This is a genomic window from Niallia circulans (genome assembly GCF_007273535.1).
Classification (GTDB): Bacteria; Bacillota; Bacilli; order Bacillales; family Cytobacillaceae; genus Niallia; species Niallia circulans_B.
Map to the genome: position 1 here is coordinate 1177618 of NZ_RIBP01000004.1, position 18183 is coordinate 1195800.

Sequence of the window (18183 nt, forward strand, 5' to 3'; positions counted from 1 at the left end):
TCGGAGGGACAAAATGGAATTGTTAGAGGAAATGCAGGCGGCAGCTTTTCAAATCATAACATATTCAGGGGAAGCAAGAAGCAGCTATGTTGAGGCAATTCGTACAGCAAGGGCAGGGAATATAGAGGAAGCGAAGGAGCTTATTAAGACTGGTGAACGTTCCTATAATAAGATACATAAAGTTCACGCATCCTTCGTCCAAAGGGAGGCAAGTGGTGAAGCTCTGCCATTTTCCTTAATTCTTATGCATGCAGAAGACCAAATGCTGACAACAGAAACATTGAAAATTATGGCAAGTGAAATGGTGGAAATGTGTGCCGTCTTTTTAACAAATGAAAAAAAGGCCGAATAAGATCGACCTCAAACAATATGTCTTAGAACGCGAGATATTATTATCTCGTGTTTTTTTTAAGAGATCTTTTTGATTTCCATAAGTGCTGGCTTTTGGTAAATCAAGCGAATCGCTTGGCCATATAATGCTGCGAGAATTTGTTGGAAAAGCATGCCGATAACTACAGGAACTGCTACCTGGGGCGGGAAGAAGCTGACAGCCATAACCGCACCAGCACTAATGTTTCTCATACCGCCTGTAAAGATCATTGCAATCGTCTCATCCTTTTGCCGTTTTGTTAGAACACCGAGTAACCATGAAAAAAAGTATCCTGACAATGCTACAAAAAACATAGTCAAGCCAACATAGATGAATTTAATATCGATATGCCGCAAATAAGGAGCGACAACAGAGCTGTTGATTGCCACAACAGCTGCTAATCCCAGCTTGGAAAAAGGTGCGAGTATTTTGTTCCAGTGCAATGCCTTTTCCTTAGAATAAAATTGGTTGATCGCCATACCCGCAATGGAAGGAATAACAATCATGACAAGCAGTCCTCTCATCATCCCCCAAACATCCAACTGAACTGCTTCTCCAACAAAAATACTCATGCTTAATGGAACTAAAAAAGGAGAAAGGAGCGTGTCCGCCAGAATGATGGCTAAGGTAAGGGGGACATTTCCTTTATACATGGATACCCAAATAACGCTTGTGATTCCAGTTGGAATAACAGTTGCAAGGGTCAACCCAGTAATAGTAAACGGATCATTACTGAAGAATAAATGACCAATTGCAAACGCCCAAATTGGGGTAATAACATGAAGTACTGCCAGTGTCAGTAATAAAGATAATGGATGAAATATAGTATGCTTCATTGATTTAAAGTTTGAGTTAAGACTGCCTGTGAATGTCATGGCCGCAAAAACCCACGGGACCAGAAAGTAAAAGTTATTTAAAAAGGAGGATAGCAGCACACCCACTACTACACTCACTGGAGTAAGCAATGGCATCCATTTACCGAGAAAAGCATTCATACTTTGAAGCATGTAACAGGACTCCTATCAAAGTTATTTAGTGAATGAAGACGAGCTTTCTTTCGTGCGGGCATGTCTTTCGATTTCATCTGATTCAACTATATGTACGCCAATGTTGTTTATTTCGGCAATCTTGCTCATGGAAGCTGCGACAGCTTTAGCTGAAATGCCGCGATACTTCCGCAATGGACCGATAAGGAGAAAGCAAAGCGGTGGAAGAAGATAGGAGCTTAATTTTTCGCCAAATCTGAACTCCTGTCTTTTGCCCAGGAGCAGAGAAGGGCGAAATATTGCCAAGGATGGATAGCCGATTGTCTTGAGGCTTTCCTCAAGCCTTCCTTTAAGACTGCTGTAGAATATTTTTGAATCTCGGTTAGCTCCAATCGGACTGATGACAAGCATTTGTCTCGCGCCCATTTCAAATGCCAGACTGGCAATTTCTACAGGATAACGCAAATCAATCTTTTCCATTTCTGCTTGGCTTCCAGCTTTTTTTATGGTTGTTCCGATACAGCAAAAAACATCATCAGCTTCAAGGTGTTTTTTGTATGCTGTAAGATTGTTGAAGTCAGCAACAACTTCCTTAATGGCAGGATGCTCAAAGCTTTTCCTTCTTGTCAGGACTGTTATCTTCTTGTACTTGTTTTCTTGGACAAGCAATTGCACAAGCTCCCTGCCGACAAGACCTGTAGCCCCAATTATTAAAGCACTTTTTTCCATATAGATGTTCCTCTCTAATTAATTCTTACATATAGTATAGCAAATTATTACAAACAGCTTTTGTCCGTCTTGTGAATGTTAAGCAAATGCCTATTGATTTCTCGCACATAATGGTTATACCTAGAATAATTATACATTAAGGTATGGGAATGGATAAAAGGGTTTAAGGATTGGAGGGTTGGAAGTGCATAAATTAGAAATCAAAAACAGCAGCAAAATATTCAGGAAAGACAATAAGGATTTCTATGCATTAAAGGATACAAGTCTGCAAATTGAGGCAGGAAGCTTCGTCAGCATCATCGGTCCGAGTGGCTGTGGCAAATCAACATTGTTTAATATTATTGCTGGCTTAATCAAGCCTTCTACTGGGGAGGTTCTCCTTGATGGCAAGGATATTATCGGAAGAAATGGTTATGTAGGGTATATGCTGCAAAAAGATTTACTGCTTCCTTGGAGGACCATCATGCATAATGTTATTTTAGGTCTGGAAATAAAGGGGATTTCAAAAAAGGAAGCGATAAGTCAAGCAGCTCCTCTTTTGGAAAGGTACGGACTTGGCGGTTTTGAAAATCATTATCCTGATGAATTATCTGGCGGAATGAGGCAAAGAGCGGCATTACTCCGAACATTGCTGTATGACCAAGACATTATCCTGCTCGATGAACCATTTGGAGCACTTGACGCACAAACAAGATTATTGATGCAGGAATGGCTTCTGCAAATATGGGTGGATTTCAAGAAAACCATACTATTTATAACACATGACATAGATGAAGCGATTTTCCTATCTGATGATATCTATATTTTAACCCCGAGACCTGGAACTATTAAGGAGAAGGTTACTGTTCCTTTAGCAAGGCCAAGAAATGCGCAAACGCTATTGAGCCCTGAATTTATTGAATTGAAAGAGCATGTTTTAAAACAACTGAAAACAGAGGGATAAGGGAAAGGTGGAATCGACGTTGGCACAGCTCAATCAAAACCCCTTTCCGTATATTGAAGATGAGGAAGCAGCAGCAAAACGGAGATCGCGCATCACATTATACGGGCAGTGGGCACTTGGAATACTGTTAATCCTGCTGTGGGAACTATTCGCAAGATGGAAAATTATTGACTCCTATTATTGGAGCAGTCCTTCAACTATATGGAAAACTGCTTATACTGCATTCACGGAAGGAACTTTGCTGGAGGATCTTCTTTATACGAGCGGATCAACAGTACTTGGCTTTATACTTGGAACCTTTATTGGAGCATTGCTTGGTTTATCCTTTTGGTGGTCTTATTATTACTCAAGGATTTCTGAGCCTTATTTAATTGCTTTTAATGCCATTCCAAAGCTGGCACTGGCACCAGTGCTCGTTATCCTGTTTGGAATTGGCTTCAGTTCAAAAGTTGTGCTTGCCTTTATGATGACAGTCATTGTCACCGCATTGGCAGCGTACAGCGGCGTAAAGGCAGTTGATAAGGATTTAGAAAAGCTTATGTATTCACTTGGTGCAAAGCGCTGGCATGTGTTTACAAAGGTTGTTATTCCGACAAGCATGCCGTGGATTGTTAGTTCATTGAAAATAAATATCGCGCTTGCCCTTGCCGGCACAATTGTTGGCGAATTCATCAGCTCAAGGCAAGGGATAGGAAGAATGATTCTTTACGCCGGTCAAATCATGAACATAAATCTTGTCTGGGTAGGAGTTGTTGTCTTGTCCTTACTGTCGATTCTTATGTACTTTGCAACAGTTTGGGTCGAGAAGCTGCTGTTAAAGGGAAGAAGCGCTCCATAATGGTTAACACGGAACAAATTAGAATATAGACAATGTTATCTTCCATATATTTTAGCGATGACCATACGTTGATAGAATAATTATTTAGCTAACTTTTTTTGGATATGTATTTTTCTAGCGATATGGCTAATCGCAACTTAGAAAGTGAAAAGGGGGATTTAAGTGCGGAAAGGCAAACTATTGCTTATTGCGATGTTAGGCATAATGCTGCTGGCAGGCTGTGCTTCAAAGGGTTCAAATGGCGGAACAAAGGATGGTTTAAAGAAAATCGTCATTGCTGAGCCTGTCCATTTGATTGGGTATTTGCCGCTTTATTTAGCCATACAGGAGGGGTATTTCGAGGAAGAAGGACTTGAAGTGGAAGTCATCACAGCTACAGGTGGAGCTCATGTTACGTCTTTAGTAAGCGGTGATGCATGGGGGAATATTGCTGGACCGGATTCTAACCAGATGGCAAATCCGGGCAGCTCTGATCCGATCCAAGGGGTTGTGAATGTCGTTAACAGAGCAAATGTATATTTGATGGGCAGCTCTGATGAAAAGGTAGACAGCACAAATGAAGCAGAGCTGGCACAATATTTGGAGGGGAAAACAATTGCAGCAGGCCGTTATGGTGGAAGCCCAAATCTTTTGACAAGATGGCTGCTACTTGAGCTCGGCTTAGATCCGGATAAGGACGTTAAGCTGGAGGAGCCGGCTGACGCAAGCGCAGTTGTTTCACTTGTTGAATCAGGTCAGGCTGATATTGCAAATGGTGGCGAACCGCAAATAACAGAAGGGATTAATAAAGGAGTTTGGAACGAACCCTTCTATAGTTTCCCGAGTTTAGGAGACTATCCTTACTCTGTTATAAGTGTCAAAAAATCAACAATCGAAAATGAGCCAGAAGTGGTGGAAAGCTTTGTAAAGGCAATGCTTAAAGGACTAAAGGCGGTCGATGAAGACCCTGAGCTGGCAATGGAAGCATTGAAAAAAGAGTTTCCGACTACATCAGACGATAGCTTGAAGGCTTCTCTTGACCGTGCTTATGCAGATCAGCTATGGAGCAAGGATGGCTTCATCTCGGAGGAAGCATTGGCAAAGCCTATGGATGTTGTTGAGAAAACAGGTGTATATAAAGAAGGATATAAATACGAAGAGCTTATTGATATGCAATTTGTGGAGAAATTATCTGAGTAGCCATTTATACGACAAAGTTTTAAGCCAGATCTTTTCATAGATCAGGCTTTTTTGTTTGGGATTCTAAATTAAAAGCGCTTTCATTATTGCGGATTTTATGTAAAAATAGAAACCAGAAGTGTGCAAAATAAATTACCGGGCAAAGGAGAACTAGAATGATAAAATTACTTGTTAATGCGGATGATTTTGGCTTTTCCAGAGGAGTTAATTACGGGGTTCTCGATACCCACTTAAACGGTATTGTTAATTCTGCAACAATGATGATGAATGCAGAAGGAACAGAGCATGCTCTTGAAATCGCTAAGTCGACACCTACTTTAAGGGTAGGAGTTCATCTTGTTCTCACATTTGGAAAGCCGCTAACGAGTGCACCAAGTCTCATTGGTGAAGAAGGATACTTTAAAAAGCAAAAAGATGTATATGGACATCCTGAAGAAATTTCTCTTGAGGATTTAGAGCAGGAATGGACTGCTCAAATAGAAAGATTTTTGGCTTCAGGAATAAAACCGGCCCATTTGGACAGCCATCACCATGTTCATGGAATTAAAGAGTTCTATCCTGTCATCAAAAGACTGTCAGAAAAATATAATCTTCCAGTCCGTATTGGTGGACCACATTTTACCGACGTAAAAACAGTTACCGATATTTTAATGGTTGATTTTTTTGGTGAGGGAGTGACAGAAGACTATTTTGAAAAGCTGCAAGATAGAGTGGAGGATGGCAAAACGGTGGAGGTAATGACACATCCGGCCTATTTGGATGCAACTCTTAAGGATGGCACCTCTTATTATCAGGAGAGATTGGAAGAGGCAAGAATTTTGTCAGACATAACATTGCCGGAAAACGTTAAGTTACTTTGAGATGAAAGACAGAAATGGGCCTTGTCTTTAGCCCATTTTTTTTCATGGTTTTATTTTGGCGGACAACTTATTAGTTATGTTTTGAATATTTCTATAATTATAGTGTTGTTGTACAGAACCTAATCCATATAGAATAGTAGAAAAGCTACATAAAAAAACATTCCAACGGAAGAAGGGAGCAGGTCCATGCCTAATCAGCCATCGAATCCTTTCCGGCGGGAGATGTACGATTCTCTTGAAAGTTTTGTAGACCATGTTAGTGAATTGCTCGGATGTCCGATTACACTTGAGGATACACACCATCGTGTTCTTGTTTACAGCAGTCATGATGAGGAAACAGATCCTGTCAGAATTTCTACGATTATAAGCAGAAGAGTCCCGGAAAAGATAATAAACCGCTTGTGGAAGGATGGAGTTATCCCAAGTCTTCTTCAAAGTAAAAAGCCAATCAGAATTGAGGGAAAGCAAGAGATAGGTCTCGGAAGCAGGGTGGCAGTATCGATTTGGAGAGCAGATGAAGTAATTGGCTATATTTGGGCAATTGAACTGCATCAAGCACTGACAGCAAGCCAAATGGATATATTAGAGAATGCAGCCGCAGTTGGAAAGCATCTTTTATCCCGTTTTGCAAAGGCAAAACGACCATCAACAAATGTTGATCAAGAATTTTTTTGGAAGCTACTTACAGGTCATGTGAATAAGCAAGAGGCAGAAGAAAAGCTGATGGAAATAAATCAAACTGCCCTCAATGACTATACAATTATGGTTTTTAGCTTTAAGGAAATTATTACGAAGGAAATGGAAAAACAAATTATTTATTTGCTGAAAGTAATGGATAATGTCAAAATTTCACTTTATACGATGGATGACCATGAGTTAATTTTGCTGGCAAGTGCAATAAACAAACAAGACAGTCCTGCTGCTGTTTTTAAGCAATTCATTCGGAATTTTCCAAGCAGCTTAGCGGAAAAGTTTCAAATAACAGATGTTTATGGAGGCTATGGAAGCATCTATTTTGATTTGAGGGATGTCGCGAAGTGTCTAAAGGAAGCAAAGAAGGTAATAGAGGTTAAAGTGAAATTTCCAGGCGAGGCACAAGCCTTTTCTGCCTATCAAGATTTAGGAATCTATCAGTTCATGGATGTGTTATTAGAAAAGCGAATACAGGATGGCTTTGAAAATATCGCGATTCAGAAATTAAGGGACTATGATAACAGTCATAATACAGAGCTGCTATTAACATTGGAAGCCTTTTTGGATGAGAGTGAAAGCATGCAAAAAACAGCTTTAAAGCTTCATGTACACACGAATACACTAACATATCGACTAAAGCGAATAACAGAGATTATGGAGGTTGACCTTACTGTGCCTTCCCAGAAATTCATGCTTTATCTCGACTTAAAATTGCTCCGCTGGCATCAGTAATAAGCTGTTGCAAGTAAGTTTTGTGAATTTTCACAAAGGCGCTGATTTACTTTTATCTTTTTTACCAAAGAATAATTTTGCAATTCGTCCTATTATAATTATAAGATATCTAACAATTAAAGTAAGGAATTCTAACAAGGGGTGGATTGTATTGATTATTGGTATTCCGAAAGAGATAAAAAACAATGAAAACAGGGTTGCGATTACTCCTTCTGGCGTAGCTTACTTGCAAAATGGCGGGCATGAAGTTCTAGTTGAAACAAATGCTGGTTCAGGCAGTGGTTTTACAGATAGTGAATATGCTGCTTCTGGAGCGAAAATAATGGATACTGCAAGCATGGTGTGGAATGCTGCGGACATGATTATGAAGGTAAAGGAACCACTTCAATCAGAATACAGCTATTTCCGCAAAGGCTTAATCTTATTTACTTATCTTCACTTAGCAGCTGAAAAGGAATTGGCAGCAGCCTTAACAGAGAAGGGTGTTACTGGCATTGCTTATGAGACAATTGAAGTAAATGGAAAACTGCCGCTGTTAACTCCGATGAGTGAGGTTGCAGGCAGAATGGCAGTTCAGATTGGCGCACAATTTCTTGAACAGCCACATGGAGGAAAAGGGATTTTGCTGGCAGGAGTTCCAGGAGTTAAGCGTGGCAATGTGACAATAATTGGCGGTGGTATTGTTGGAGCAAACGCTGCGAAGCTCGCAGTTGGTCTTGGTGCAAATGTAACATTATTGGATTTAAATCCAGAAAGATTAAGAGAACTGGATAATCAATTCGGGTCAAGCCTAAATACAGTTATCTCAAACCCTGCCAATATTGAAGCGGCAGTTGCTGAGTCTGATTTAGTTATCGGTGCTGTCCTTATCCCTGGTGCTAAAGCGCCGAAGCTTGTAACAGAGGAAATGGTCAAAAAGATGGCTCCAGGCTCTGTGATTGTTGATGTGGCAATCGACCAAGGCGGTATCTTTGAGACAGTTGACCATATCACTACACATGATAATCCAACATATGTGAAGCATGGGGTTGTTCACTATGCTGTTGCAAACATGCCTGGAGCGGTGCCGAGGACATCTACGATTGCCCTGACAAATGTTACTGTGCCATATGCATTGCAGATAGCCAACAAAGGTGCAGTCGGGGCCATCCAAAACAACTACGCGATAAAGCAAGGTGTTAATACCTTTAATGGCCATATAACATACGCTCCTGTAGCGAAAGATCTAGGGCTTGTTTATGTCCCGGTTCAAGAAGTAATCAATTCAATCCCTACTACTGCAGTTTAACGATTTTAATAGCCGGATTTCCTATACTAGGAAGTCTGGTTTTTTGTGGATTCTGCTAACAAGATTATAAAATTTTTCCAGAAAAACGAAACTTCTCTTAGGCGAAACTCGTATAACAATATGGATGGATATGCTTTAAGGTATAAACATAAAGAGATAAGAAGAGCAAAGGTCTAAAAGATAAAAAAGAGAGGAGTATAACATGTCACAGTATGCATTAGAAGTGAAAAATTTCACAAAGAAAATTAAAAGCAAAACAATTGTGGACAAGGTAAGTTTTGCCGTGGAAAAAGGGGAGATTTTTGGACTGCTTGGCCCAAATGGTGCTGGGAAAACAACGATTATAAGAATGATCGTCAGCCTGATTAACAGAACAGAAGGAGAGGTTGTTATAAATGGGCATAACCTCGATACTTCTTTTGCTGATGCGATGAGCAGCCTCGGGGCTATCGTGGAAAACCCAGAATTCTATAAATACATGAGCGGCTATAAGAATTTGCGTCACTATGCGAGAATGGCCAAAAATGAGATTTCGGAGGAGAGAATTGCAGAAGTAGCTAAGCTTGTTAAGCTGGATAATGCAATTCATCAAAAGGTAAGGACCTATTCACTTGGAATGAGGCAGCGGCTTGGTGTTGCGCAAGCACTTTTACATAATCCTGCCATCTTAATCCTTGATGAGCCGACAAACGGGTTAGATCCACAAGGGATACGAGAATTCCGTGATTATCTCCACGAGCTGGCAGCGACCGGAATATCTGTGCTTGTATCATCTCATTTACTTTCCGAAATGCAGCTAATGTGCCATCGCTTTGCAATTATTGAAAAGGGCAAGCTTATCCACATCTCCTCCATGGATGAGACTGTTGCAGAGGGAGCTGATGAGCTAAGAGAAGTAACCTTTGAGATAGATAATGCTTCTAGTGCACTTGAAGTACTGAGAAGTGGTGCAGTGGCTTTTGAGGAGGTTTCGGTAAAAGAGAATATACTCACAGTAAAACTGTCGAAGTCTTCCATTCCAGCTGTGAACAAACTATTTGTGGAAAAAGGATTATCTGTGTACGGAATTAGTGCAGCGAAAGCAACATTAGAGGACAGATTCCTTGAACTCACGAATAAAAAAGGAGAGGAAGCAAAACGATGATCGGGTTAATTCAGAATGAACTGATAAAAATATTTGAAAAGAAGATGAGCTGGATTTTTGCCATTATTCTTATACTTTGCCTTATAGGAAGCGCTGTGCTTGAGATGAAAATCAGCGATCAGCAACAGGAAGATGATTGGAAGGTACAGGTTCAATCAGAAATTGACAAGCTGGAGAAGAAGAAGGAAAAAGCTCCAAGTTATAATGATTTTAAAGAGGATGAATATCCGTCAGAGGAGACACAGGAGGATATTCAATCTCGAATCGATGATTTTAATGGAAATTTAAAGGATAATGTTAATCCATATACGACAAGCTGGTCTTATTTAGGTGATTTTGGAATTGCGATGAAGTCCCTTATCACACTGTTTGTGGTAATTATTTGTGCAGGCAATATATCGTCTGAGTTTTCTGATGGGACAATTAAGCAGCTGTTAATTCGCCCGCATAGAAGATGGGCAATCCTGCTTTCGAAATACATTGCAATATGTATTTATGCAGCGTTCCTAATTGCTGTGCTGGCTATAGGCGGGTACTTAGTGAGTATTACCTTCTTTGGTACAGCAGGGTTTAATGATAATATTTATGCCTTTAATGCTGCTTATAATACAGAGGCTGTTAGCGGTGGCGTGTACTTTATACAGAATCTAGCTTACTATTTACCTGGTTTAATTCTTATCCTGACATTGGCGTTTATGTTGTCTACTCTATTTAAGAATCAAGCAATTGCTGTTGGAATTGGTATATTTGTACTGTTCTTTTCTTCAACTGTAGGTTCTATAATTATGGGTCTTTCGGAAAAATATGCGTGGACAAAGGCGCTGATTTTCCCGCACTTGGATCAGACTGTTTTTATAATGGATGATAAAATATTAACTAATATTACAATGCCGATATCATTAGGTATTCTTGGAGTCTATTATATTATCTTTATGTTCATCACATTTTTCTTTTTCCAAAAAAGGGATATCAGCATTTGATTTAATGGAAAACCGGAGAGGCTTGCTCTCCGGTTTTAGTTTGCAGTTAAACACTTATCACTAATAGCAAGGGGTATATGGATTTCCGCTGCAGGGGTTCGCTTTCCACGGGGCGAGCGGTGAGCCGCATCGGCGCTAAAGCGCCTGCTGGGTCTCACCTGTCTCGCTAATCCCGTAGGAGACTCACCCCTTCCGCTCCAATCCATATCTATTATTACTGTTGATAGAAGTAATAATATATTCTTGTTTTACAAGCTGAAATTGGAGAGGGTTGCTCTTCGGTTTTTTAGCTGTTGTTATTTAGATAATGGATGGCTTGTTTAATGCGGTTTAAGCCATCTGTGAGCTTTTGTTGTGGGCAGCCTAAATTCATTCTTAAATAACCTTTGCCGTCAACGCCATATGTTTCTCCTGACATGATGGCTACCTTGCCTTTGTGAATTAAAGCATCTTGAATTTGTTTTGGTGAATACGGCAGCTTTTTTGTATTTATCCATGCTAAGTAAGTAGCTTCTGGTATGTACAGAGTCATGCCTAATTTGTTCATTTCTAAGAATTCCTTTGTAAGAATCATATTTTCTTTAATATACTCATTCAATTCGTCTACCCAGCTGCCGCATGCTTGATAGGCCTCTATTGTTGCCGTCAAACCTAGTATGCTTGTAGAGGAAAGGCCATCTTTGTTTTTTAATGTTAGTAAAAATTTGTCCTTTATTGTTGCACCAGGAATAATGGCATAAGAGCCGATTAATCCAGGTATATTGAACGTTTTACTAGCAGAGGTACAAATACATACGTTTTCCAAGTCAATTGCTTTGCTGATAATAGGAATATGCTTGTTAGGTTGCATAACGATGTCCATATGAATTTCATCACTAATAATATAAACTTGATATTTTTTGCAAAGGCTAACTAGTTGTTCAAGCTCTGTTGCTGTCCAAACCCTGCCTGTCGGATTATGAGGACTGCATAGTAAAAGCACTTTAGCTTTTGGGTGGGCAAGCTTTTTCTCTAGGTCAGCAAAGTCAATCACATATTTGCCGTCTGCTTCAAGTAATGGATTGGTAGAAATTCGTCTGTTATTATCCGTAATCAGTTTAAAGAAGGCGTCATAAGCCGGAGTCTGTATTACAATATGATCTTCTTCATCCGTTAACATCTCGATTATCTTTGCAATTGTATATATGACACTTGGGCTATAAACAATCCATTCCTCATCTAGTTCTGTGGAAAAACGTTCTCTGTACCATTTTTGAACAGATGCTTTGAATTCCTTGTGATTCCATCTTGTATAACCGAAAATGCCGTGCTCCAAACGCTTAGTTAAAGCATTCATAACCTCTGGCGGTGTTTGGAAATCTGTATCTGAAATAGAAAACGGCAAGAGCTTTGCCTCTCCAAATCTGTCTTCAATATAGTCCCACTGTGTGCAGTATGTGCCAGTTCTATCTGTGATACGATCAAAAGAATATGTCATAAACGATCTCTACTCCATTTCTATTTCCAGCTGGTTCTTTAAAGAAGCTACTTGTGTACCAATAATGACCTGTACATTATGCTTATCCAGCTTCACTACCCCAAGAGCTCCGCAGTCCTTTAATTCCTGTTCATCAATTTTGCTCATATCTTGAACAACAAGGCGCAGTCTGGTGATACAATTATCCAACGTTTCGAGATTATCTTTGCCGCCTAAAGCAGTTAGGATTCTTTCTGCATCATATTTACCTTTTTTCTTATGAATTAATTCTTCCTTCGATGTTGCAGTTGTTTCATCTTCACGACCAGGTGTCTTCAGATTGAACTTGATAATGGCATAGCGGAAGATGAAATAGTAAGCGGCGAACCAAACAGCTCCAACGAGGAGAACGAGATACCATTTTGTGTATGTTCCCTGCAAAACACCGAAAATAATAAAGTCGAGAATGCCGCCATCTGTGTTTCCAATTACTACTCCAAGCAAATGCATCGTCATAAATCCTAAACCGGTTAGGATGACATGGATGCCGTATAGGGCAGGTGCCAGAAACAGAAATAAAAATTCAATTGGCTCTGTTATACCAGTTACAAATGTGGCGATAACGCCTGAGATTAATAACCCTTTAATCTTGCTTCGCCTTTCAGGAAGTGCTGTATGATAAATAGCCAGTGCCACGGCTGGCAAACCAAACATGAAAGTAGGCATTTTCCCTTGCGATAAAAAGGCGGTAGCAGAAGGACTAATTGGCGAGCCACTTTGCAGCTGAGCATAGAAAATATTCAAGGCTCCTGTAATAGTCTGCCCGTCAACAACCTGAACACCACCAGCTTCCGTAAACCGAATCATTGCTACGAGAATATGGTGCAGTCCAAATGGCAGCAATAAACGCTCGCCAGCTCCGAATATAAATGGTCCAAATGCACCGGATTTCTGAATAAGCTGTCCAATGCCAGTGATAGCAATGGCGAAAATCGGCCAAATGACTGGAATTAAAATGCCGACAACAGCTAATGAAAGAGAAGTGATAATCGGTACAAATCTTGCTCCGCCAAAAAAGGCGAATGCATCTGGAAGCTGAATATTATAAAATCGGCTGTGCAGCACATGGACGATCACGCCGACGATGATACCGCCGAGCACCCCCATTTCAATCGTTTGTATTCCCATTACCATGCCTTGACCAGCTTCGCGCAATGTGTCCGCTGCAGCGAGGCTTTTTGTTTCTGTTAAATAAAAGTTTATGGATAAATGCATAATGACATATCCTACAAACCCAGAAAAGGCCGCGACTCCTTTTTCATAACGTGCAAGTCCCAGTGGAATCGCAACTGCAAATAAAACAGGCAGATACGTAAAAGCAAAGCCTCCAATTGTAGACATGAACCGGAATATTGTTTGCAGGAAGCGATTATCTAGAAACGGCAGAGCCTCAATGGTAGAAGGACTCGTAAAGGAGCTGCCGATTCCTAACATAAGTCCCATAAATGCAAGCAGGGCTACTGGAAGCATAAATGTCTTTCCAAGCCCTTGGAAAAATTCCCAAAAGCGTGATTTAGCGTTTTTCATCATCAATTACTCCTTCCAAATACATATATTTGTGTTAAGAGTAACTGCCTAGGAAAAGAAGAACAATCAGTTTTGAATGGATTGTAAGGGTATACATTTTTTGTATAGCTATTTTTACAGTAATAAAGGCTTCTAGGGCTATACCCTTGAGGCCTGTTAACCATTTTTACCTGACTCTATGGCTGTTAGGATGATGAAATCTAACAAAATACTTAATGGAAATCTTGAGCTCATATCAAGATCACCGAGATAACAGTTTTGGATTTGAGCATGGAATGTTATATTAACTAAATCCTTTAGCCGGCTGCTTTTCCTGCCGATGATAGCAATTGTTTTTACGTTTCGTTCCTTTAATATTGCAGCGAACTCTAGTATATGAGCGGTTTCTCCACTATAGGAAACTAGTATTGCTAAGTCGTTGCTGGAAAGCCTCTTCGCAACACATCTTAGCTCGTCCCAATCTTCTCTGGCATTACAAATAGTTCCTGAAAACGTCAGCTTTCTAGCAGCGTCTATGCAAGTAGGCAGAGAAGCTCCTACGCCAAAAAATTCAATGAAGTTACTTTCATGTATAAAGGTAGCTGCCTTTTGTATTTGTGCTTCATTTATATGCTCAAGTGTCCATTCCATTTCCTGCTGAACCCGTTCCATATGGGAGGACAGGAAGCTTAATGAAGGCTTGTCGGCTTCATATAATTCCTGTTCGGAATCTCTATTTAAAGTATATTTCAAATCCTGAAAGCCGCTGAATCCAATGCGTTTGCATGTTCTGCTGATTGTCGCTGTTGAGATAAATAGATTTTTTGCCAGCGCATTTAAGCTGGAATTGGCAATTTGCTCTGGATTTTCAATGATGTAGTCTAATACTTGTTTTTCTAATTGGCTCAGCTCGCCTTTGTATTGGGCGAGACGTTTTAAGAGGATTTTCAAACTGTTCAGCTCCAGCACTTTATTAGGAGGATAAACCACCCTGAAGTATACGCTTTCCCTTTTTATTATAAGGCCAATTAGTGAAAAAAAGTACTTAAGCTTATGATAGGAAATAAGCCGGAACCTAGTAGGATTCCGGCTTGTAGATAATATTACCTCGATGCTGCTGGCTGCACATCATCTGGGATAGGACAGACATAACCACTGTCGCCAACAGCCTGCTTAAGCTCATCTGCTGCTTTAAGCAGAAGCTCTGGCTCCTCCAGTACTTTTACAGCAGTTAGGAACAGGATTTTTGCAACTTGTAAAGTTCCTTTATGCGCAATACTAGATTTTCCTTGTGCCACTAGCTGCCAAGTATGAAATGGCGTACCAAGAGCACATGTTGTGACATTACATTGTGCAGTTGGTGTTACCCAGCTGACATCTGCTACATCTGTTGAGCCTGACATGAGTGAGACTGTCTCATCATATGCAAGAACATCCTCAAACAAAGGGGTGCTGCGATCTGTTATGCCGATTAAAGAGTTATATGCTTCATTAAGCTCTTCCTTGCTAAAAGTTGTTTGAATATCCTCGGCAAATTGCTTTTCTTCTCCTGTGAACTTTGTTGGGCCTACCTCGAGCATAGCCTCTTGCATGGCTAAATTGAGCGTATTGCTCGGAATATAGTTCGAACATGCTTTATCTATAACGATCTCCAGCTCTGTCCCTGTCATTAATGCAGCACCTCTTGCTACATCCTTTACTCTTTCGAATAATTCAATAACAGTATCTGTTTGCGGAGCACGTATTAAGTAAAGCACTTCTGCAAAGCCTTGTACGACATTTGGAGAAAGCCCGCCTGAATTGGTGATGGCATAATGGATGCGCGCTTGATCAATAATATGCTCTCTTAAATAATTGGAGCCGATATTCATCAGTTCAACTGCGTCAAGGGCGCTTCTGCCTAAGTGAGGGGAACCTGCAGCATGTGAGCTTTTTCCTTTAAAACGGAAATACACTTGGATATTAGCAAGTGAGCTCGTGTTCATTACAGAGGTAATACCGCTTGGATGCCATGTTAATGCACAATCTACATCGTCAAACGCTCCTGCGCGGACCATAAATGTTTTTCCTGATCCGCCTTCTTCTCCTGGGCAACCATAGAATCGGATGGTGCAAGGGATATTATTTTCGACAATAAAATTTTTAAGTCCTACGGCAGCAGCGAGGGCTCCTGTGCCAAGGAGATTATGCCCGCATCCATGTCCGTTACCGTTTTGGACGAGAGGGTTTTGATTGGCTGTTCCTGCTTCCTGACTTAATCCAGATAAAGCATCAAATTCGCCGAGGAAAGCGATAATCGGTTTTCCAGAACCGTATTCTGCAATAAAGGCAGTCTCCATTCCGCCGATATTTTCGTTAATCGTAAAGTCTTCTTCTTGTATTGCTGTTCTTAAGTAAGCAGCAGATGCGTATTCCTCGAATCTTGTCTCTGGATGGTCCCAAATATAATCACTTATTGTGCTCCATTTTGATTTTGTTTCCTCTAAATAATCGGTAATCCAATACAAGTTACTCATTCAAACATCCTCCTTTTAATAAAAAATTTAAAAAATTTAGACATTTACTTGCAGTTATAGCTTTCATCCATTAAAATAACGTTAGATTTCCTAACATATGCAAGAGAGATTAATGGCGTGATTTCTATACATATTCATATATATGGATAAAATAAAAATCCATTACAAGCATAACCTGTATTTTCAAGCTGCCTGCAATGGATAAATCTATTTATGTGAAATTAGCTGTTTTGAATAATACGAAGAATATCATGGGCGTTGTCTCCTGCGACTGCTGCGAAGTTTTCCCATATCTCATCACGAAGAAGGTCGATCTCGACAATTTTTTTTGCTAATTCGATTGCTTCTTTGTTGATCATTGCATATAGCTCCTTTCAGTGTTAAATTATCCATTCTCCTCAGATTAAGCAAAAGAAAAAATATTTATCGACTATATATAAGTATTCTAAAAGATTTTTTCTAAAAAAACATCTATATTGTCAGGTATTCTTACCCATTTTTTGAATTTTACGTTAGATTATATGACAAGAATCAATTCTGTTTTGCGAAATCGTATTATAATTACGTTAATGATAGAAATCATTACTTCATGAGGTGAGATGATAATATGGATCATGAGCCATCCTACAAAAAAAGGAAAGTAATCACGATTGGTGTTGTTAGTGAATTGACTGGTTTGACAGAAAGGCAAATTCGTTATTATGAACAAAGAAAACTTATTTTTCCTGAAAGGCCTGAAAGAGGGAATCGTAAATATTCCTTTTCAGATGTGGAACGGTTAATTGAGATTGCCAACAAGCGAGAAGAAGGAGTAAGGACCCACGAAATTCGCCAGGAAATAATAAAGAAAACCCGTGAAGAGGAAGAGCGTAAAATAAAAAAACAAATGTTACGCGGTCAAATAAACGCCAGGTTTGGTATCCAAAAAGATTGAGCAAGCAAGCTTAGTAACTCCATATAATAAGCCTCGGGTAAGTGAAAGTCCTTTTTAATTAAAGGGCTTTTTTATATGGTTACATACAGGAAATCTTAAGCGATATCTAGATTCTTCTATTGATTATAGGTGTTCTTCTCATATAAACTGGTAGTTGGTAAAAGATAACTTCAAAGATTGTTCAATTAATGGAGAGTTGGCATGGACTATATATCCAAGGAAAAAACGTATGAAATTATAGAGGTTTGTTTGCTTGCTGGGCGAATAATGCTAAAAAACGGTGCGGAAACGTACAGAGTGGAAGACACGATGACGCGTATTGCAAAAGCATATGGAGTAGAGGATTCAGACAGCTTTGTTACACCTACTGGTATCATTTTTTCTTTAGAGGGCCAGGAACCGACAAAAACAAAGCTGATTAGGATTATTGAACGGACAACTAACCTGGAGAAAGTAATGAAGGTTAATGATGTTTCAAGAAAAATCAGTGTCGGAAATATCCCTTTACAAGAGGCGTATCATCTTTTAAAAGATATCGATAAGGAAAGCAAGACATATTCAGATTTGGCACAAGTTATTGCTGCTGCCATAGCAAGCGGCTGCTTTCTCATCATGTTTCAAGGAATATGGCAGGATTTTCTTGCGGCTGTTATTGCAGGTGGTGCAGGCTTTTTATGCTCTGTGTATTTTCACCGCGTTGTCCAAATTAAGTTTTTCGCGGAATTTTTAGCAGCTGTGCTCATTGGTCTTATTGCTTTTGGCTCCGTTCATATCGGCTTTGGCGCACAAACAGATAAGATTATTATTGGCTCGGTCATGCCGTTAGTGCCAGGGTTACTAATTACAAATGCTGTCAGGGACTTAATGGCAGGCCACTTAGTTTCTGGAATATCAAAAGGCGCAGAGGCGTTCTTAACAGCTTTTGCAATTGGGTCAGGAATTGCGGTTGTATTCGTAGTATTTTAAGGA

18 protein-coding genes are annotated in these 18183 nt (G+C 39.9%); 11 read left to right on the plus strand and 7 right to left on the minus strand.

Going from position 1 to position 18183, the window contains the following annotated elements; all coding sequences use genetic code 11:
• The first annotated feature begins 13 nt into the window (after nucleotides 1–13).
• Entirely contained in the window at nucleotides 14–352 is a 339-nt protein-coding gene (locus tag CEQ21_RS13820) for a PTS sugar transporter subunit IIA (protein ID WP_185765015.1), read from the plus strand.
• Nucleotides 353–408: 56 nt separating this feature from the next.
• Here CEQ21_RS13820 and CEQ21_RS13825 read toward each other — a convergent pair whose 3' ends face one another.
• Nucleotides 409–1377: a bile acid:sodium symporter family protein gene (locus CEQ21_RS13825; protein WP_185765016.1), complete on the minus strand. Its 969-nt coding sequence runs from the start codon at nucleotides 1375–1377 to the stop codon at nucleotides 409–411.
• A 21-nt stretch (nucleotides 1378–1398) separates the two neighbouring features.
• On the minus strand, nucleotides 1399–2085 hold the full coding sequence (locus CEQ21_RS13830) for an NAD-dependent epimerase/dehydratase family protein (protein WP_185765017.1): 687 nt from the start codon (nucleotides 2083–2085) through the stop codon (nucleotides 1399–1401).
• A gap of 184 nt (nucleotides 2086–2269) precedes the next feature.
• On the opposite strand from CEQ21_RS13830, the gene CEQ21_RS13835 reads away from it, so the two are divergent.
• The 8 genes from CEQ21_RS13835 to CEQ21_RS13870 all read left to right on the plus strand — a co-directional run bounded on the left by CEQ21_RS13835 (nucleotide 2270) and on the right by CEQ21_RS13870 (nucleotide 10742).
• The gene (locus CEQ21_RS13835) at nucleotides 2270–3028 is read left to right on the plus strand and encodes an ABC transporter ATP-binding protein (RefSeq protein WP_185765018.1); all 759 of its coding nucleotides are present in this window, start codon (nucleotides 2270–2272) and stop codon (nucleotides 3026–3028) included.
• Nucleotides 3029–3047: 19 nt separating this feature from the next.
• Complete coding sequence (locus CEQ21_RS13840) at nucleotides 3048–3866, plus strand: ABC transporter permease (RefSeq protein WP_185765019.1); 819 nt, start codon at nucleotides 3048–3050, stop codon at nucleotides 3864–3866.
• A gap of 192 nt (nucleotides 3867–4058) precedes the next feature.
• Nucleotides 4059–5045, plus strand: a complete 987-nt coding sequence (locus tag CEQ21_RS13845) for an ABC transporter substrate-binding protein (RefSeq protein ID WP_185767277.1) — start codon at nucleotides 4059–4061, stop codon at nucleotides 5043–5045.
• 155 nt (nucleotides 5046–5200) lie between these two features.
• Nucleotides 5201–5905, plus strand: coding sequence for a chitin disaccharide deacetylase (gene chbG, locus CEQ21_RS13850; protein WP_185765020.1), 705 nt, complete (start codon nucleotides 5201–5203; stop codon nucleotides 5903–5905).
• A 186-nt stretch (nucleotides 5906–6091) separates the two neighbouring features.
• Entirely contained in the window at nucleotides 6092–7330 is a 1239-nt protein-coding gene (locus CEQ21_RS13855) for a PucR family transcriptional regulator (protein WP_185765021.1), read from the plus strand.
• Between the two features lie 151 nt (nucleotides 7331–7481).
• On the plus strand, nucleotides 7482–8618 hold the full coding sequence (gene ald / locus CEQ21_RS13860) for an alanine dehydrogenase (RefSeq protein WP_185765022.1): 1137 nt from the start codon (nucleotides 7482–7484) through the stop codon (nucleotides 8616–8618).
• 202 nt (nucleotides 8619–8820) lie between these two features.
• Complete coding sequence (locus CEQ21_RS13865; protein ID WP_185765023.1) at nucleotides 8821–9762, plus strand: ABC transporter ATP-binding protein; 942 nt, start codon at nucleotides 8821–8823, stop codon at nucleotides 9760–9762.
• On the plus strand, nucleotides 9759–10742 hold the full coding sequence (locus CEQ21_RS13870; RefSeq protein ID WP_185765024.1) for an ABC transporter permease: 984 nt from the start codon (nucleotides 9759–9761) through the stop codon (nucleotides 10740–10742). The genes CEQ21_RS13865 and CEQ21_RS13870 overlap by 4 nt, the downstream gene beginning before the upstream one ends.
• 286 nt (nucleotides 10743–11028) lie before the next feature.
• On the opposite strand, the gene CEQ21_RS13875 is transcribed toward CEQ21_RS13870, so the two are convergent.
• The 5 genes from CEQ21_RS13875 to CEQ21_RS13895 all read right to left on the minus strand — a co-directional run bounded on the left by CEQ21_RS13875 (nucleotide 11029) and on the right by CEQ21_RS13895 (nucleotide 16639).
• Complete coding sequence (locus tag CEQ21_RS13875) at nucleotides 11029–12219, minus strand: MalY/PatB family protein (protein WP_185765025.1); 1191 nt, start codon at nucleotides 12217–12219, stop codon at nucleotides 11029–11031.
• Nucleotides 12220–12228: 9 nt separating this feature from the next.
• Nucleotides 12229–13788, minus strand: coding sequence for a maltose/glucose-specific PTS transporter subunit IIBC (gene malX / locus CEQ21_RS13880; RefSeq protein WP_185765026.1), 1560 nt, complete (start codon nucleotides 13786–13788; stop codon nucleotides 12229–12231).
• Between the two features lie 153 nt (nucleotides 13789–13941).
• Nucleotides 13942–14715: a MurR/RpiR family transcriptional regulator gene (locus CEQ21_RS13885; RefSeq protein WP_185765027.1), complete on the minus strand. Its 774-nt coding sequence runs from the start codon at nucleotides 14713–14715 to the stop codon at nucleotides 13942–13944.
• Between the two features lie 152 nt (nucleotides 14716–14867).
• On the minus strand, nucleotides 14868–16280 hold the full coding sequence (locus CEQ21_RS13890) for a M20 family metallopeptidase (protein WP_185765028.1): 1413 nt from the start codon (nucleotides 16278–16280) through the stop codon (nucleotides 14868–14870).
• A 221-nt stretch (nucleotides 16281–16501) separates the two neighbouring features.
• Nucleotides 16502–16639: a hypothetical protein gene (locus CEQ21_RS13895; RefSeq protein ID WP_164849666.1), complete on the minus strand. Its 138-nt coding sequence runs from the start codon at nucleotides 16637–16639 to the stop codon at nucleotides 16502–16504.
• A 248-nt stretch (nucleotides 16640–16887) separates the two neighbouring features.
• Here CEQ21_RS13895 and CEQ21_RS13900 point away from each other — a divergent pair, with 248 nt between their 5' ends.
• Nucleotides 16888–17214 (plus strand): MerR family transcriptional regulator, encoded by a 327-nt coding sequence (locus CEQ21_RS13900; RefSeq protein ID WP_144455070.1) that lies wholly within the window; start codon nucleotides 16888–16890, stop codon nucleotides 17212–17214.
• Nucleotides 17215–17415: 201 nt separating this feature from the next.
• The gene (locus tag CEQ21_RS13905; protein ID WP_185765029.1) at nucleotides 17416–18180 is read left to right on the plus strand and encodes a threonine/serine exporter family protein; all 765 of its coding nucleotides are present in this window, start codon (nucleotides 17416–17418) and stop codon (nucleotides 18178–18180) included.
• The last annotated feature ends 3 nt before the right edge of the window (nucleotides 18181–18183 follow it).

What these genes read in the sequence shown, in the direction of transcription:
- CEQ21_RS13865 (WP_185765023.1), top strand. Translation starts at nt 8,821, where the DNA reads ATGTCACAGTATGCATTAGAAGTGAAAAATTTCACAAAGAAAATTAAA.
- CEQ21_RS13825 (WP_185765016.1), bottom strand. Translation starts at nt 1,377, where the DNA reads ATGCTTCAAAGTATGAATGCTTTTCTCGGTAAATGGATGCCATTGCTT.
- malX (WP_185765026.1), bottom strand. Translation starts at nt 13,788, where the DNA reads ATGATGAAAAACGCTAAATCACGCTTTTGGGAATTTTTCCAAGGGCTT.
- CEQ21_RS13845 (WP_185767277.1), top strand. Translation starts at nt 4,059, where the DNA reads ATGTTAGGCATAATGCTGCTGGCAGGCTGTGCTTCAAAGGGTTCAAAT.
- CEQ21_RS13875 (WP_185765025.1), bottom strand. Translation starts at nt 12,219, where the DNA reads ATGACATATTCTTTTGATCGTATCACAGATAGAACTGGCACATACTGC.
- CEQ21_RS13830 (WP_185765017.1), bottom strand. Translation starts at nt 2,085, where the DNA reads ATGGAAAAAAGTGCTTTAATAATTGGGGCTACAGGTCTTGTCGGCAGG.
- CEQ21_RS13895 (WP_164849666.1), bottom strand. Translation starts at nt 16,639, where the DNA reads ATGATCAACAAAGAAGCAATCGAATTAGCAAAAAAAATTGTCGAGATC.
- CEQ21_RS13900 (WP_144455070.1), top strand. Translation starts at nt 16,888, where the DNA reads ATGGATCATGAGCCATCCTACAAAAAAAGGAAAGTAATCACGATTGGT.
- chbG (WP_185765020.1), top strand. Translation starts at nt 5,201, where the DNA reads ATGATAAAATTACTTGTTAATGCGGATGATTTTGGCTTTTCCAGAGGA.
- CEQ21_RS13855 (WP_185765021.1), top strand. Translation starts at nt 6,092, where the DNA reads ATGCCTAATCAGCCATCGAATCCTTTCCGGCGGGAGATGTACGATTCT.
- CEQ21_RS13820 (WP_185765015.1), top strand. Translation starts at nt 14, where the DNA reads ATGGAATTGTTAGAGGAAATGCAGGCGGCAGCTTTTCAAATCATAACA.
- CEQ21_RS13890 (WP_185765028.1), bottom strand. Translation starts at nt 16,280, where the DNA reads ATGAGTAACTTGTATTGGATTACCGATTATTTAGAGGAAACAAAATCA.
- CEQ21_RS13870 (WP_185765024.1), top strand. Translation starts at nt 9,759, where the DNA reads ATGATCGGGTTAATTCAGAATGAACTGATAAAAATATTTGAAAAGAAG.
- CEQ21_RS13905 (WP_185765029.1), top strand. Translation starts at nt 17,416, where the DNA reads ATGGACTATATATCCAAGGAAAAAACGTATGAAATTATAGAGGTTTGT.